The following is a 17,014-nucleotide window of genomic DNA, read 5'->3' as shown; positions in this document are numbered from 1 at the left end:
GAGTAAGAGTCATGGAAAACGGGCATGTTTTGATGTTAATCGTGACCGTTTTGGGTGGGGGTCATGGAAAACGGCGAGTCTTTTTCAAACATGTCGAGTCGATCCGTATCGATTTATTAATAAGCAGAGCCTTACGTCGCAGTTTATGGATTTAGCGTAAAAACAACAAACGCTTTTCAGTGGGACGAGCAGTGTGCAGTTCCAAAGTTTTTAGAAAAGAGCTTAGATGAAAACTAGATGAAATGATATTTAATTCCTGTCTGTCTTTTTATTTAAACCATCCCATTTCCTTAAAACGTGATATGGCTTCAATCCGGTTTTTAACATTTAATTTATCTAATATAATAGAAATATAGTTACGAACGGTTCCGTGAGATAAATATAGTTCGTTTGCAATTTCTTTGGTCGTTTTCCCTTCCGAAACTAATTTTAGCACTTCACTTTCACGGTCTGTTAGTGGATTTTCCGTACTATCTTCATAATCGTATATTATATCGACTAGCTCAGGTGCATAAATTCTTCGTCCGGACATAATTGTACGAATAGAGTCTGCTAGTTCCTCGATTGGGCTATCTTTTAATAAATATCCGGATACTCCAACTTTTCGTGCGCGTTCAAAATATCCGGCTCTGGCAAATGTCGTCAAAATAATAATTTTACAGGGAATGTCTTTTAATTCTTCTGCAGCTGTTAGACCCGTTTTTAAGGGCATTTCAATATCCATAATACATATATCGGGTTTTAATTCTCTAACTAACTCAACTGCTTCTACCCCATTTTTCGCCATTCCAATTACTTCAAAATCGTCTTCTATATTCAATAATGAGCCTAATGCACCAAGCATCATGCCTTGATCTTCTGCGATGACAATTTTGATCATATTATTCCTCCTCGTGTAACTTGCTTAAGAACTACTGGTACACTAATTTTGAGTGTAGTTCCATTAGATACTTCGAGTGTCAAATTTCCATTAACAAATTCAAGTCTCTCACGGATACCGTCCAGTCCGCTTCCTGGTAAATGTTCACCAGCTCCTGGGATTCCAATTCCGTCATCTTTCACTTCGATTTCAAATGAATCTGTCTTACTTAAAAATGTAATCTGGCAAACCTTTGCATAACTATGTCTAACCACATTTGTGACAGCCTCTTTCATACACATACTCAACACATTTTCTGTTAAAGGAGATGCGGAAGAAAAGGCAGGGGTACCAACAATAATTAATTTTATTTCTGCGGCCTTTAAAATTTGCTTCACACGAGTCAATTCCTTCATTATATTCGTTGAACGCATATCGGAAACTAGATCTCTTACTTCATTCAATGCAGTGCTTGCTGTTTTTCGAATATCAAGAAGTTCTTTCTCGGCACGAACTGGATCCCGTGAAATAAGTTTTCCAACCAAGTCACTTTTTAATCCAATAAGCGACAACTTATGTCCAAGTGTATCGTGTAAGTCTCGTGCGATTCGTTGTCGTTCTTCGTAAACAATCAGTTCAGAAATTCGTTCCTTGGCGATTTCCAATTGGCCTTCCAAATTCTCTCGTTTATTACGATAGTAAAGATTAAAAGGTAATAGAACAGTACCAATTAAGCAGATAACGATGAAATGAAGTTGTGGTAAAAATAGTTCAATATTTATAAAAAATCCCGCTATAACTGCACCTATTGTTGTCGCAATATGGATCCCGTACATAATAAAAAAGCCGGTAGTATGTCTGATGTTCCCAATAAAAAACGCAGTAAATAAAGCAAAGTAAACAAATCCGAACAACAGTGTCATTAGAATATTAATAATCATTTCGAAACTTAACCACATGTAGACAATATTGCTTTTTGCTTTAAATGAAAAAATATAAGAAATAAAAAAGAGAACTAATAATATAATTCCAATTGCAATCCCGAACAGAGAAGAAGATCTAAATATGAAAAAGAACGGTAATAAACAAAATATGATCCAAGTATAAATACTTAGCCATGGATTTTTAGGAAAAATACTGTACCAGCTATGCATGAAACTCACCGTCCTTGTTTTCACCGTAATCGTAGTGCTCATTAATTGGTGACCAACAAACATAATTCGCCACCATCTATAAAACACCATCTATAAAACCTTTTCTATTTATTGTACCAATTTTTTATACGATAAAACAGTCGCCAGTTTTCAAGGACGACTGTTTATGTATTCATTCTATACTAGTACGTTTTGGTTTTATATTATGAAACTCTAAATGCTTCTTCGGTTCTTTTAATAAATGCTTAAGCATGCGAAAGGTGACAAACGACTTGGTTTTTGGATCGTATAAATGATATTTAAGAGAAGCTAAACTTGTTTTAATCGTGATCGTTGTCGCTTGTTGGAGGGGCGGTGTTTCGATATGCGCTTTCTCTAAATTATAATTAGGTACCCGGGGCGCTAGGTGATGTACATGGTGGAAGCCAATATTGCCAGTTAACCACTGTAAAACCCTTGGTAATTGATAGTAAGAACTGCCTTCTACTGCTGCTTTTACATAATTCCATTCAGATTCTTCTTCAAAATAGGAATCCTCAAATGTATGCTGAATATAAAATAGCCAAATACCTAGAGCAGCTGCCACATATACCATAACACCTTGCACGAGCAGAAATGCTTGCCAGCCAATAACATAGATCATGATACCGTATAAAATAATGATGCTAATATTTGTCACATACGTATTCGTTCGTTCTTTTTTACGAGCACCTTTCCGATTGATTCGGTTGGACACCAAGACTAAATAAAGTGGTCCAAGACCGAACATAATGATAGGATTTCGGTATAATCGGTATTTTAACCGTTCCCATTTTGATGCATTAATATATTCATCAATTGTCAGCACCCAAATATCGCCTATCCCTCGTTTATCTAAGTTGGAACTCGAGGCGTGATGAATTGCATGTTCTCGTTTCCACTTTTCATAAGGAAATAATGTGATAATCCCAGTTATCGTTCCAATGAGGTCGTTTAGCTTTTTATTATGAAAAAATGAACCGTGTGTACAGTCGTGAAAAATGATAAACGTTCGTACAATGAAAGCTGATCCTATTACGGAAAAGAGAAGTGTCAACCAAACAGAAAATTGGAGACTTATAAAACTTAATATCCAAAATAGAAGCAGAGGTAGCAACGTATTATATAGTTGTAGTATACTCTTTTTATTATTGGCTTTTGTAAATGGGGCAACACTTTTATGTAATTGTTTCGTTTTTTCTTTAGACATAAAATCCTCCTCAAGTTTTGCTTACTATTAATCTTAATCGAGTAACTCATATAAGGGTAGACGCATATGTCATCATTTCTATGTGACAAATGTCATGTTTTAACTGTTGACTATAATAAACAATTAAAGTGTACAATTTCGGCATTTTTGTCTGGAAATTTCAGTATGGATATGTTAACTAGATTAAATCACATATCAATTATAGAGGGGTATTTTGTATGTGAATCATGAAATTGGTTTGAAAATACGAAGATCAGTGGTTAGTATAAATACAAATATTATATTATTCATACGCAATCGGGTCATTGTGGAAAAGATGAAACTTATATAACGGATCGTTAGTATTGGAAAGATGTTATTTATTATTGTAAGAGGAGGGATTTAAAATGCTGAACATTTTATATATAATTCTAGCAATCATTTTTATCATTGCTATACCTGTAGTCATTAGGAGAAGAAAAAAATCAAATGTTACTGGAATAAAAAGTGCGTTAACTTCCATTTGTTTCTTTCTTATAGCTTTAACAAATTTATTAGCTTATTGGTTTGAACTTTTAGGATTATTCAGTTGGATTATTAGTGTGATACTATTAATATTAGCAGCTTATTTCACTAAATATATGCCTGTATCAGAAAATAGCAGTTAAACCAATGAGTATACTGTTTTATTAATCAAATCATATTGCTGAACAAAGGGGTAGATTAAAATGCCAACCTGTCAGAACTGTCATAAAAAGTGGAGTTGGAAGCAAACTTTTAAAAGGTCTTTTACATTAGGTGGTGGCATGCCGTGTCCTTATTGTGAGGAAAAACAATATCTAACTGCACGGTTGAGAAAAAGAAGTTCGATCATTTCTATCATCCTAATTACCCTCATCATGTTGGGGAATCTTTTCTTTGGCCCATCCTATATTTCCTTGTTTGTTTTGTTAGGTTTAATTCCGATATATTTTGGAGTTTATCCTTTGTTTGTTGAAATATCTAACCAAGAGGAACCTCTATTTTAGTGATTCTTTTGGCAAACGTGCGCATTCAATGCATAAATTTTTAATTGAAAACTAAAAACTCAGAATTAGATCTGAGTTTTTAATGTTTTTTACGTATCATATTTCGATAGAATCTATGCTCAATTGCTATATGGACTTTTCGCTCCCAAAATTAAAAACTCATTTAGTTTGAAAGGCAAATCCTTTTATTTTGTAGCTAGTCTTAATCCTTTTATATCTCCAATATGAATTCCTTCATGCCACGTAATAAACTGCAAGGACATATCAACTGTATCGAGTAACATTCCGTTTAGATTACGTACTTTGGAGACTTTATTATGATATTTATCTTTAAAGAAGTTTTCAATGCGTCCTTCTTGTTCTCGAAGTGCTTCAAGAAGTTCGTCTTTGGAAGGCACATCTCCCTCCCATTCTGACGGACGAGATCCATCAAGGAATAGAGGCATCCAACCAGGGCGAGTTATTTCATAATCATGATCTGCATCATGCATAAAACCTTCAGCTTCGGCATATATATGACCGGCGTGCCAACGAATTGTATTCGGCCAATTTTTCGGCTGTATGTCCCACAGACTTTCATCCAACTTTGGGAGGATGATTAACGTAGAGGTACGAGAATACTTGAATAACTTCATTGATTCCATGAAAACAACTCCTTATAAAAATTTTAAGCGAACGTTTATATTTTAAGGATAACACAGTTGAAAACGCTTATCATATTATTTGTTTATAAACATAAACCTTCTCCAATTATTACCTTTTAATTTAAAAATAAAAATATTGTAAAATTAAAATTGTATCCTTTTGCTTATGTTATAGTAGAAACAATAGGAGGAATGAACGATGCAAACGCGTTTACTCTTAGTTGAAGATGACCCGGAAATTGCTCGTGTTGTTCGTGATATGTTTGTACGCGACGGATATCATGTTACTTGGGCGACAACAGGTCTTGAAGGTTGGGAAGATTTTCAGGAAGCACATTATGATATAGCTTTGGTGGACTTAATGCTTCCAGAGATGGATGGTTTTACACTTTGTAAAAATATTCGTTGGAACAGCGATATTCCATTAATTATTATAAGTGCAAGAAAAGAAGATGAGGATAAAATTGAAGGGCTTGATATCGGAGCTGATGACTATGTTGCAAAACCATTTAGTTTAAAAGAACTAAAGGCTAGAGTTGAATCACAGCTACGTCGGTGGAATAGATATCAAGGAGTACCACGTCATGAAAATAAGTCATCTTTTAATGGTGGAGTGACGATTTATTGGGACCAAAACAAAGTACATGTTAATGAGGAAGAAACTCCGTTAACAGTAAAGGAATTTGATCTCTTAAGAGTACTAGCACAAAATCCAGAAAGAATTTTCTCTAAAGAAGAATTGTTCGAACATGTATGGAGACAAGTTGATCAAGATGGACTACATACGGTTACCGTTCATATCAAATCATTACGTACAAAATTAAAAGACCCTGTGAAAACTCCGCAATATATCCAAACTATTTGGGGAAAAGGCTATCAGTTTATTGGGGAATTATTGTGAAAATTAAAACATGGTTACTCATTTCTTATTTTGTCGTTATGATACTTCCACTTCTCTCTGCTTACTTTTTATTTGCATGGGTTGGTTCCTATCATAATGAACAGAAGGTGGAAGAATATGCGAATGTATACACTGAAATCCAATCACTTAAAGATGTTTTAATTGATCCGGCGTTATATGATCCCACATCATCCAAGGAAGAAATTGAAAAATTAACGAGCAGCGAACTATCTATTTCACTTTATAATAGTGACGGATTAAATGTATATTCATCGAATGTAAATTTTGACAATGTACAGCAAGCAACTAGCAAAAGGTTATATGAAAATTTATACGAGTTACAGCAGGGACTAAGATCTTTCAAGTATAAAGAACCAGTTTTTGAAGATGGAAACATCGTCGGTTTTTTTGATATCGAAATTGCCAGAGAGGAATTAATTTCTACAATTATAAAGCGCGGCTGGATCGTAATTGGGTTGTTTGTTACTACTTTCATCCTGATCTATGCGGCAATTGCTATTACTGTTAATAGAAGATTGAATAAAAGATTGTACGGATTAATGGATGAGATGTCAGCATTTGCTAGTGGAAATGCTCGTGCGGAAACAGAGACGGGCAAAGACGAAATCGGTGAATTAAAACAGCATTTTTATGCGATGCGAAAACAAATCAACGCCGCACGGGAAGAAATTGACCGGGAACAAAAAGAAAAAGAATATATGGTCGCAACAATTTCTCATGATCTAAAAACGCCGCTTACATCAATCAAGGCATATGCGGAGTCGCTAAATGCTACAGAAGGACTATCTTTCAAGGATCGTGAAATCTATCAAAACATAATTATAGATAAGTCAGACTTTATGAAACAAATGTTAGATGATTTAATTACACACTCATTACTACAATCTCGAGAATATGAACTAGAACTGGTAACTGTCGATGGAGAAGAATTTTTTGATATGATTATTTCTGATTATGAAGCTTTATGTGATAAGAAAAATATTCAATTATTCGCTTGTAATATTGTTCATGGCGAATATGAAGTTAACCCAAAACAAATGATGCGAGTTGCTGATAATTTAATGATGAACGCCATTCGACATACACCTGAGTCAGGGAAAATATGGATCATTACACTCTCTGAAGCTAATAATCTAGAAAATAGGTTGTTTGAATTTGTGAAAAATGCGTATACATTTGACTTTACACAATATGCCTACCTTGTTGTACAAAACGAAGGTGAAGGAATACCAGCAGAAAAATTAGATTTCTTATTTGATCCTTTATACCAAGTGGATCAAGCGAGAAGTAAAAAAGATTCACATGGTACAGGGCTAGGACTTTCGATTACGAAACAAATAATAGAGAAACATGGTGGTGAAGTGGAGGCACTGTCAAAAGAAAATATTGGAGCATGTTTTATTTGTTCAATACCGAAAAGGAATGAGGAATGAGTATGAAAAAAGCAATATTCGCCCTTATCGGTTTATCCTCTTTATTCGTAGTTGGTTGTAGCAACATGAATCAATATTCACCAGAGCAAGTCTTCTCCAATGCGCTAGAAACAGATAATGGCACGTCCTATTACGGAGAAATGGAAATGTCGATTGTAGGTATGGGTGAAAATGAAACATCATTTTTAAAAGAGTGGCGTCAAAATGAAAGGTCACGTGTAGAAATGGAGGTTGATGGCGGTCGAGTAATTGCGATTAATGATGGGAAATCCCTCATCGTGTATGAAGAAAAAGAAAAGAAAGCTTTCTCTTTTGAAGCTGGAGAAATACAGGAATTACATATGAATCCCAAAGAGCAAGTGGAAATGTTACTAGAAATGATACAGGATACGCATGATATTCAAAACGTTGGGGAAGAAGAAGTTAATGGTAGATCGACATTTCATATGGTCGCTCAAAAGCAAAAAGACAAAAAGTCCTTATATGATGACCAAGAAATATGGATTGATAAGGAACATTGGGTAGTCTTAAAAATGAATTCAGCGAGTGGAGATGTCCAAATCAATACGGAGTATAAAAAGATAGATTTTAATGCTAAAATAGACGAATCCCGGTTTCAACTAGATTTGCCTGAGGATGTTGAAATTGAATCTTTTGATGACTTTGACGAGGAAGAGGAAATAACGTTAACAGATATACCGGAGAAAATGAACAATCCTTCTGTATTACATATTCCAAATACCGAGGAACATGAGGTAGACAAGATTTCTTTTATAGAAATAGAAGGTGATCCGAGTTATCAAGATGTGACGATTGATTATAAACGAAATGGATTACCTTTAATGACATTAACCATCTTCACCGCTGATGAAGAGACTGAAGATACTAAAGATATATTTGCAGCAGGTTTTGAAAAAGAAACAATTCGAGGAGAAGAAGGAGTATATATTGATGTTGAAGATTTACATTTTATTAGTTGGAGTGAAGGAGGTTTAAGCTATTCGATTGAGATTATAGACCCAAATGTCACGTTAGACATGGTGAAACAGTGGGCAGAGGAAATGGAAGAAATTAAGTAAACTTTAGGGAGTTGAAGAATAATGACAAATGAAATGAACACAGAAATAGAACAACCGAAATTAGAAAAACCATCTCTTTTTGGGATGATCATGAATCCACGAGAACAGTTTGAGAGAATTCGAGAAAACCCAAAAATAATTGTTGCTTTAATTATCGTGACTATACTTTCAATTGTCGGGTTGTTACTTATGATGAGTGGGATGGACTTCATGGATGATTCGGCTTCGGCAGGTATGAGTGAAGAAGAAATGATGATGGTAGCAATGTTCATCCAAATTGGTTTTGTGATCGTTGGTGTGTTTACACCGGTTATCACGCTTCTTATTAGTTCAGTCGTACATATTATTATCGCTAAAATTGTTCGTTCTGAAGTAACGTTTAAGCAATTGTTTTCTATGAACACGTACATCTTTATTATTAGTGCAATAAGTATGATAGTAAACGGAATTGTATTTATGGCTATTGGCGGAGACCCAGAAAAAATGTTTACCAGCTTAAATTCAATCATTGGTGCCGAAGGAATTTTAGGGGCTGTCTTTAATTCAATTGAAGTATTTTCTATATGGGTATTAATTATTACTGCGTTAGGTTTACAAATTGTAGCTAGATTTTCAAAAGGGTTATCTTGGACTATCGTTATAGTTTTTTATGTTGTTAGCCTCATATTCCAGATGATTTCTGCAGGATTTAATACGATGATGGGTGTTTAATACATGAAGAAAAAATGGATAGTAATCGGAGTTATCACAATAATTGTCTTATTAATTGGCATTAATGTTTGGAAAAGCTTTGCTAGTTCAACCGTTAAAGTAGAAACAGCGACATTAAGCCAAGAAGTAATGAAAGAAACAGTCATGACTCCAGGAACGTTAAAGTTAGAAAAAGAACAATATGTATATGTGCAGCCTGAAAAAGGGGAAGTCGCCGAGATTTTTGTCGAAGAAGGTGACAAAGTAGAAAAAGGGGATCAATTAATTCGCTATGAAAATAAACAATTAGAACTTGAACAACAACAAAATGATTTACAAATTAGATCAACGGCAATTAACCTGGAAAATATTCGTAAAAAGCATAATGAGATAGATAAAGAGTTAGAAAAGGATAAAGACAATGAAATGTTGCAGGAGGAGCATGATCAAATAAAGTTAGAACAACAAATGACGAATATTGAACTTGAACAAGCGAATTTGCAAAAAGAATCCATTGCTTCTCAGTTAAAGGAATTAATCGTGAAAGCTGATGTCGATGGAACAGTCTTAAAGGTGAATGAAGAAGTGAGTTCACAAGGTCAAATGGCGGAAGAATCAATTATACGAATCGGTACTTTAAATAAAGTAATTGTAGAAGGAACAATCTCGGAATATGATACTTTAAATATTTCTGTTGGGCAAGCAGTTATTTTAACCTCTGATGCCGTTCCAGATGAAGAGTGGAAAGGGAAAGTAAGTTTCATTGGGGACTTGCCAGAGGAAACAGCATTGGAATTGGAGCAGACGGATGCAAGTGTTGCCTATCCAATTCGTGTTACTTTGGATGAAGATATTAATTTAAAACCTGGATTTAAAATGCTAATTGAAATTGTTACAAATGAAGATAAAGTTAATACATTGCCGCTCAATGCAGTCGAGCAAATAGATGATGCTAACTTTGTTTATATTGTAGAGGAAGGCAAAGCCAAGCGAGTTGAGGTGAAGATTGGGTCTGTCGATTCAGAAAAGATGGAGATAAAAGATGGTATTACAAATGAAGATCAAGTAATCATTGATCCTCCTGCAGATATTTCTGAGGGGATGGAAGTGACAGTAAAATGATTCAACTAAAAAAAGTAATAAAAAGCTATCCCGTAGCCGGGGATGATTTAGTCGTTTTAGAAGATATCAATCTCCAAATTAATAAAGGTGAATTTGTAGCCATCATGGGACCATCCGGATCAGGTAAATCAACATTAATGAATATTATTGGTTGTTTGGATAAACCTTCAAGTGGCGAATATTTACTAAATGGAAAACAGGTTTCTGATTATGACGAAAAAGAACTAGCGCAAGTTAGAAACCAATCTGTTGGATTTGTTTTTCAACAATTTCAATTATTACCTCGGCTAAATGCACTACAGAATGTTGAGTTGCCGATGATCTATGCCGGTATTGGAAAAAGTGAGCGCATTGAGCGTGCCAAGGAGGCTCTTGAAAAAGTTGGGCTATCCGATCGAGCAGACCATTTACCAAATGCGCTTTCAGGTGGACAGAAACAACGTGTCGCAATTGCTCGTGCAATTGTCAATGAACCTGACATTATCCTTGCAGATGAACCTACAGGTGCGCTTGATTCCAAAACAGGTGTGCAAATAATGGATATGTTTACAATGCTGAACAAAGAAGGAACAACCGTTATCCTCGTTACACATGAAGCCGAAATTGCTAGTTATGCCGATCGGACAATATTTGTTAGAGACGGAATGTTGACATCTGCTGAAGAAGTGGTCGGTCAAGAAGCTTTGGAAAAATTAATAGAATTAGATGAACCGGTAGAAATAGATTCAGAAAGTAATAGAAGCAATATAGGGGAGGGAGAGGCGTGAGTATTTTAGAAAATATTAAAATGGCTTTCGCCTCCCTCCGTGCCCATAAAATGCGCTCCATTTTAACAATGCTTGGGATAATTATAGGCGTCGGCTCCGTAATCGCGGTTGTCGCAATTGGGCAAGGTGGAGAAGCGGTATTAAAGTCCCAGTTTGCGGGAGAGTCTAATACAATCGGGCTTTTCTACATGCCTTCAGATGCAGAAATTGAATCAAATTCCAGTGCACTCTTTGAAGATGCTTTTACCCAAGAAGATATTCAAGCAATTGAGGCAATTCCGGAAGTAGAAAAAGTAGTTGCAACAAGTACGGAAACGTCGACTGTTCGCTACCAACAGGAGACGACGGATGGAATGATTATGGGGATAAATCAGGCGTATCTAGATGTACAAGGTTTAGAGATTGCTGAAGGAAGAAATTTAATGGCAGCAGATTTTCTATCAGGGGCAAGAGTTGCTGTTGTTAGTGATAAATTCCAAGAAGAATTGTTTGAAGAAGAGGATGAAAAGTTGTTAGGAAAAGTTGTCTATATAGGTGGGCAACCGGTTGAAATTGTAGGTGTTATGGAGAGCGAAGGGGGAATATTTAGTCTAGGTTCCAATACAGCCTACTTGCCGATGAAAACATGGCAATCTGTTTTTGCCAGAACATCGATTACAGAAGTGGCAATTAAAGCAGTTGGTACCGATGAATTGCAAGAAGCAGGAGAAAAAGCAGCGACCCTGCTCAATCAAATGCATGATGAAGAGGACGCATACCAAATTTTAAATATGGAAGAAATTGCCGAAGGGATTGGACAAATCACCCGGATTATGACAATTATTATTAGTAGTATTGCTGGAGTTTCACTTTTAGTTGGTGGAATCGGTGTGATGAATATAATGCTCGTATCCGTAACCGAAAGGACAAGAGAAATTGGGGTACGAATGTCTCTTGGAGCTACCCGGGGTCAAATTTTATTTCAATTTTTAATTGAAGCAATAACGTTAACCTTAATGGGAGGAATTATTGGAATGCTACTAGGGTCTGGTACTGCTCTTGCGGTATCGCATTTTGCAGGTTGGCCACCACTCGTTTCGTTACCAGTAATCATCGGTGGAATATTATTCTCCATGTTTATCGGGATTATTTTCGGATTATTACCAGCGAACAAAGCATCCAGACTTGATCCAATTGAGTCTTTACGATATGAATGATAAAAGTGGGAAAAAATGATTTGTTCACATAATTGATGGGAGGGCTTTTAAGCTCCGATAAAACTGTCAACTCGCCGATAAAACCGACAAATCACCGATAATCACGCAACCCGCCGATAAAATGTGCAAATCGCCGTTAAAACCAGCAACCCGCCGTTAAAGTCGCCAAATCGTCGCTAAAACCGTCAACCCTTTTAACCCGCTGTTAAAATCAGCAAATCGCCGATATAAATAGAGTTGCCTTTTAAGCTGATAGTTTATCAATAATAAACCACGTAAGGCTAGTTCATCGTGAACTCCTAACGTGGTTTATTATGTCAAGGTCTAATTTAGTTTTACTATCGTTCTTCCTTTTACCTTTCCAGCTAAAATATCATTTAATGTAGCTGACAGTTTTTCCAAAGTTATTTCATTCGAGATTTCTGTTAATTGTTTCGGTTTTAAGTCGTCGCCCATTCGCTTCCATAATTCAGCACGAACTTCCATCGGGCAATAGACTGAATCAATCCCCAGCAAGTTTACTCCTCTTAAAATAAATGGAAAGATTGTTGTCGGTACATTTGAACCCCCTGTTAGACCAGTTACGGCTACAGATCCACCGTATTTCGTTGTGCTTAATACATATGCAAGTGTTTTTCCACCAACTGGATCGACTGCAGCTGCCCAACGTTGTTTATCAAGGGCTCTAATTTTTTCTGGTTGTAAATCTTCTCGAGAAATAATCTCTTTTGCACCAATCTTATGTAAATAATCATGTTCAGAAGTTTTTCCTGTACTTGCAACGACTTCATACCCAAGTTTTGCAAGCATTGAAACAGCAGAACTTCCTACTCCACCAGACGCACCAGTAACGAGGACTTGTCCGTCTTCAGGTTTCAAACCTTTATGCTCTAATCGATGGATGGAGAGTGCAGCAGTAAAGCCGGCAGTTCCGTACACCATTGCTTCTTTCATGGTTAATCCTTCAGGTAATGGCACAATCCATTCAGCTGGAATTCTCGCATATTCACTGTATCCGCCGTAATGGGAGACTCCAATTTCATAACTTGTAGCGATTACTTTATTGCCTTCTTTAAATCTATTATTCTTAGAACTAACTACAGTTCCCGCAAGGTCAATCCCTGGGACATGCGGATAATTACGAACAATTTTTCCATTCGGAGTAGCAGCAAGGCCGTCTTTATAGTTGACGCTGGAATATGCTACCTTAATAACGACATCACCTTCAGGTAGATCATCTAAACTAAGAGTAGAAATATTTATATTGAAATCGTTTTCATGTTTGTTTACAACAAGTGCTTTAAAGTTATCCATACGTTACATCGTTCCTCCCTCAAGTTTTCTCTTGTTACCATTGTAATAAAAAAATATCATTATGCAGAATTTAAAATTTTAATAAATTATCTCCCATTTGTTTTTATTAGCAACTATTTTTAATTTATCGTCTGGACAAACGGCTACAGGATTACCTACAATTTTTAATACTGGAAGATCGGAATAACTATCCCCATAAGCATAACTGTTATCCCAGTCTATTTGTTTATTTTTTAAACATACATAGATTTGTTCTGTTTTCCGTTCTGCTTGAACATGATCTATATTTGTATGAACATCCAATAAACCATTTTGAAGTGGAACTTCAGTACCAATAATTTTATCAACGAGAGTATGAAACTCTTTTACCGCTGCTTGGAGTAAAGGAGTAAACGCGCCAGAAACAATCATAACGTAATCACCTTTTTCTGCATGGTTACGAAGTTTTGATATAACTTCCTTATTAAAATCTTCCTTCATTTCTTTTGCGACTTCCGCAAAATATTCTTCTAATTCATTTTTAGTCAGCCCAGAAAATGCCCGTAAATAGCGTTGCATTAATTCCCTTTTCATTTTTCCTTCTGGATAGACACGCATCTTGTATCCGATATACGGAGCTAAAATGGATCGATAAAAACTTTTGTACCGTGAACCATATACGGAATGCTCTTTTAAATGATTCATTAACAGTGTAAAAGTTTCCTTTCTATATAACGTCCCATCGAAATCAAAAATTGCTACTTTCAATTGTATCACCAGTTTCTTAAATCAAATTGTGTATCCTATAGCATACACCGAGAAAAATGTAGAAGCAAAGGAAGTAAACAGTTTAAAAAACGGGATAAGAATATCGAAAAATGACGAATTAAACAATTTGGATAATAATTGTAGAAATACATTTTTGTGTATAGGGAATATGTTATGATTATTATGACCTAAAAGGAGTGAAATAATTTGTACAGAGGTGAAGAAATGTCATCGATTGCTCATATTAGAGAAATCAAATTCAAACTGTAGAAAATCATTTGATTGAAGTTAAGAAGTTAGCCGAGAAATATGGAAGTAAGATCGGTGTTGGAACCTTATGTGGACTCGCTGGTTTATTACATGATATGGGAAAGTACAGTGAAGATTTTAAAGACTATATTTTAAAAGCGGTTTACCAGCCGGATAATCCACCAACAAGAGGAAGTGTCGATCATTCAACAGCTGGAGGGAAATTTTTATATGATTTATATCATGTTATAGAAGACACCTATAGTACTTTATTAGCAGAGATAATCGGCAATGTAATTATTTCTCACCAATCATATTTGCAAGATTAATTAAATTCTAAATTGGAATCAACTTATTTAACTAGAGTACGGGACAGAAAAATATCAGATTTTGAGGAAATGAAACAATCATTTTTTAATAATGTTATGAATGAAACGGAATTAAATGCTTATGTGAAAATAGCCAGGCTCGAACTGAAAGACTATATGGAAAAAGAAAATGATAAAAGTAACGCCAGGAAGATAATGTATTTAACGAAGTTTATATTCAGCACATTGATTGATGCAGACTGAACAAATTCTAGACAGTTTGAAGAAAATGACTATACAGAAATAAATGATCATGATACAAATGTATTTTCTACTTATTATGAAAAATTAATACATAAATTAAATAGTTTTAAAAATAATAGTGAATCACAAACGCTTATAAATCAATTGAGAAGCAATATGTCAGAACAATGTGAACAATTTGCTAAAAACCCGTCCGGAATTTATACATTATCTATTCCAACTGGTGGAGGAAAAACCTTAGCAAGCTTACGTTATGCTTTAAAACATGCGCAGTTATTTAATAAGAAAAGGATCATATATATCGTTCCTTATACTACAATCATTGAGCAAAATGCCCAAGAAGTAAGAGAGATACTTGAAGATTATGAAAATGTTTTAGAACATCATTCTAATGTTATTCATGAAGATATCGGTGGCTCGGATGACGACTATACAATTAGTCAAAAAAAGTTAAGATTAGCAAAAGATAATTGGGACTCACCGATTGTTTTTTCAACTATGGTGCAATTTTTAGATACTTTTTACGGGTATGGCGGTAGAAATATAAGACGTCTTCATGATCTAAGTGAATCTATTATTATTTTTGATGAAGTTCTGAAGGTTCCAGTACATTGCATTTCTTTATTTAACCAGGCTTTAAATTTTTTAAAAAGCTATTGCGATTCCAGTATTATCTTATGTACAGCAACACAACTAGCCCTCGATTTTGTGAAACATAAATTGGAGATAAATACAGATGCGGAAATAATAAATGATATTCCAGATATAATAGAAAGTTTTAAACCGGGTGACCATTGTTGATAAAGCAACAGATTCTCTTTTTAACCAAGACAAGTTAATAAACTTTATTAATAAAAAATTAAATGACGTTAATAATGTGCTAATTATATTAAATACGAAAAAAGCCGTGAAGGATCTATATGAAGCGCTTCTAGTTTCAGAAAATAACTTTCATGTCTATCATTTAAGTACATCCATGTGTCCGAATCATAGAGTTCATATTTTGGAGAAGGTAATAAACCACTTAGAAAACAAAGAAAAAGTAATTTGTGTAAGTACACAGCTAATTGAAGCTGGAGTCAATATAGTTTTGAATGTGTTGTTAGATCTTTAGCCGGATTAGATTCCATTGCGCAAGCAGCTGGAAGGTGTAATCGTCACGGGGAAACAGATAAGCAGAATGTTTATGTAATAGATTATGAAAATGAAAATTTGGGGCGCTGAAAGGAATTTTGACAGGAAAAGAAATCTCTAAAAACATTTTAGTTGATATAAAAAAAGATGTATCAGCACATGGAGGCAGTATCCTATCTATGCAGGCAATGGAAAAGTATTTTAAGGATTTCTATTCAAGTTTTGAAGTGGATTTGGATTATCCAATAAAAGGTATGAATGAAACAATGGTGCAATTATTAATGGCAGAAGGTTTTGAGAATAGTTATTTAAAAGAATATTACCTTGAATATGAAAAGCTGCCCTCGTTATGTATTGCAAACAGTTATAACACTGCTGCTAAAAATTTTAAAGTTATTGATAGTCCTACTACTTCAGTTATTGTCCCATATAGGGAAGGGAATGACACTATCGCTGAATTAAATGGTGACACGGAGATTGAGGATCTTTCTTCGTTATTTCAAAAAGCACAACAATATACCGTTAATCTATATCAAAATCAATTAAATTTACTAAATGAAAGTGGAAGTTTAATAAAGTTATTTGACGATAAAGTCTATGCATTAAAAGAAGGAGCTTATGATCTTGAATATGGAGTAGACGTTGAAGGGGATAGTGAATTTCATTTATTGTCTTATTAACTATTCAAAAACCTATCTTTTCATTTAGATAGGTTCCTGAATAGTATAATGTATATTTCAATCCACGCATTTCTGCGACAATTTATTTTAACATTTATTATTAAAAATAACAAATTAACAAAGTATTATTCATAAGATTATTCATACAATATACAATTCAACTTTACTTTTGTTTTTATTGGCGTATAATGGAAATAATTGAAAGGCAAATAAAGTT

General features: G+C 34.8%; 14 protein-coding genes and 2 pseudogenes. 10 read left to right on the top strand and 6 right to left on the bottom strand.

The genetic code is table 11. The features are described 5' to 3' along the window. Window positions 1–268: 268 nt before the first annotated feature. The 3 genes from SPD89_RS13890 to SPD89_RS13880 all read right to left on the bottom strand — a co-directional run bounded on the left by SPD89_RS13890 (window position 269) and on the right by SPD89_RS13880 (window position 3,241). Window positions 269–880 (bottom strand): response regulator transcription factor, encoded by a 612-nt coding sequence (locus tag SPD89_RS13890; protein WP_336262546.1) that lies wholly within the window; start codon window positions 878–880, stop codon window positions 269–271. Next, window positions 877–2,076: a sensor histidine kinase gene (locus tag SPD89_RS13885; protein WP_336262545.1), complete on the bottom strand. Its 1,200-nt coding sequence runs from the start codon at window positions 2,074–2,076 to the stop codon at window positions 877–879. Before SPD89_RS13885 ends, SPD89_RS13890 begins: the two co-directional genes overlap by 4 nt. A 109-nt stretch (window positions 2,077–2,185) precedes the next feature. Further along, window positions 2,186–3,241 (bottom strand): fatty acid desaturase, encoded by a 1,056-nt coding sequence (locus tag SPD89_RS13880; RefSeq protein ID WP_336262544.1) that lies wholly within the window; start codon window positions 3,239–3,241, stop codon window positions 2,186–2,188. Window positions 3,242–3,627: 386 nt separating this feature from the next. Between SPD89_RS13880 and SPD89_RS13875 the strand changes: the two genes are divergently transcribed. After that, window positions 3,628–3,888: a hypothetical protein gene (locus tag SPD89_RS13875; protein ID WP_336262543.1), complete on the top strand. Its 261-nt coding sequence runs from the start codon at window positions 3,628–3,630 to the stop codon at window positions 3,886–3,888. A 60-nt stretch (window positions 3,889–3,948) separates the two neighbouring features. Further along, window positions 3,949–4,248, top strand: coding sequence for a TIGR04104 family putative zinc finger protein (locus tag SPD89_RS13870; RefSeq protein WP_336262542.1), 300 nt, complete (start codon window positions 3,949–3,951; stop codon window positions 4,246–4,248). A gap of 185 nt (window positions 4,249–4,433) precedes the next feature. Here SPD89_RS13870 and SPD89_RS13865 read toward each other — a convergent pair whose 3' ends face one another. Then, entirely contained in the window at window positions 4,434–4,892 is a 459-nt protein-coding gene (locus SPD89_RS13865) for a DinB family protein (RefSeq protein WP_336262541.1), read from the bottom strand. Window positions 4,893–5,091: 199 nt separating this feature from the next. Between SPD89_RS13865 and SPD89_RS13860 the strand changes: the two genes are divergently transcribed. The 7 genes and pseudogenes from SPD89_RS13860 (at window position 5,092) to SPD89_RS13830 (ending at window position 12,101) form a co-directional block, all read left to right on the top strand. Further along, window positions 5,092–5,793, top strand: a complete 702-nt coding sequence (locus SPD89_RS13860) for a response regulator transcription factor (protein ID WP_336262540.1) — start codon at window positions 5,092–5,094, stop codon at window positions 5,791–5,793. Then, the gene (locus SPD89_RS13855; protein ID WP_336262539.1) at window positions 5,790–7,247 is read left to right on the top strand and encodes a sensor histidine kinase; all 1,458 of its coding nucleotides are present in this window, start codon (window positions 5,790–5,792) and stop codon (window positions 7,245–7,247) included. Before SPD89_RS13860 ends, SPD89_RS13855 begins: the two co-directional genes overlap by 4 nt. A gap of 2 nt (window positions 7,248–7,249) precedes the next feature. Then, the gene (locus tag SPD89_RS13850) at window positions 7,250–8,326 is read left to right on the top strand and encodes a LolA family protein (protein ID WP_336262538.1); all 1,077 of its coding nucleotides are present in this window, start codon (window positions 7,250–7,252) and stop codon (window positions 8,324–8,326) included. 21 nt (window positions 8,327–8,347) lie between these two features. Beyond that, complete coding sequence (locus tag SPD89_RS13845; protein ID WP_336262537.1) at window positions 8,348–9,037, top strand: Yip1 family protein; 690 nt, start codon at window positions 8,348–8,350, stop codon at window positions 9,035–9,037. Between the two features lie 3 nt (window positions 9,038–9,040). Then, complete coding sequence (locus tag SPD89_RS13840) at window positions 9,041–10,138, top strand: efflux RND transporter periplasmic adaptor subunit (RefSeq protein ID WP_336262536.1); 1,098 nt, start codon at window positions 9,041–9,043, stop codon at window positions 10,136–10,138. Continuing rightward, window positions 10,135–10,800, top strand: a pseudogene (locus SPD89_RS13835) (ABC transporter ATP-binding protein); the annotation flags it as partial. The gene SPD89_RS13840 and the pseudogene SPD89_RS13835, both read left to right, overlap by 4 nt. A gap of 101 nt (window positions 10,801–10,901) precedes the next feature. Continuing rightward, window positions 10,902–12,101 (top strand): ABC transporter permease, encoded by a 1,200-nt coding sequence (locus tag SPD89_RS13830; RefSeq protein ID WP_336262535.1) that lies wholly within the window; start codon window positions 10,902–10,904, stop codon window positions 12,099–12,101. 324 nt (window positions 12,102–12,425) lie between these two features. Here SPD89_RS13830 and SPD89_RS13825 read toward each other — a convergent pair whose 3' ends face one another. Continuing rightward, complete coding sequence (locus SPD89_RS13825; protein WP_336262534.1) at window positions 12,426–13,415, bottom strand: NADPH:quinone oxidoreductase family protein; 990 nt, start codon at window positions 13,413–13,415, stop codon at window positions 12,426–12,428. Between the two features lie 78 nt (window positions 13,416–13,493). Then, a complete protein-coding gene (locus SPD89_RS13820) occupies window positions 13,494–14,171 on the bottom strand; it encodes an HAD family hydrolase (protein WP_336262533.1) in 678 nt (225 codons plus the stop codon). 216 nt (window positions 14,172–14,387) lie between these two features. Between SPD89_RS13820 and cas3 the strand changes: the two are divergent. Then, window positions 14,388–16,797: pseudogene (gene cas3, locus SPD89_RS13815) on the top strand (CRISPR-associated helicase Cas3'). Window positions 16,798–17,014 lie beyond the last annotated feature (217 nt).

This window comes from Pseudogracilibacillus sp. SO30301A (genome assembly GCF_037072025.1).
In the GTDB taxonomy this organism is placed as follows: Bacteria; Bacillota; Bacilli; order Bacillales; family Amphibacillaceae; genus Pseudogracilibacillus.
The sequence above is the reverse complement of the archived record's forward strand: the minus strand, read 5'-3'. Positions and strand labels throughout refer to the sequence as shown.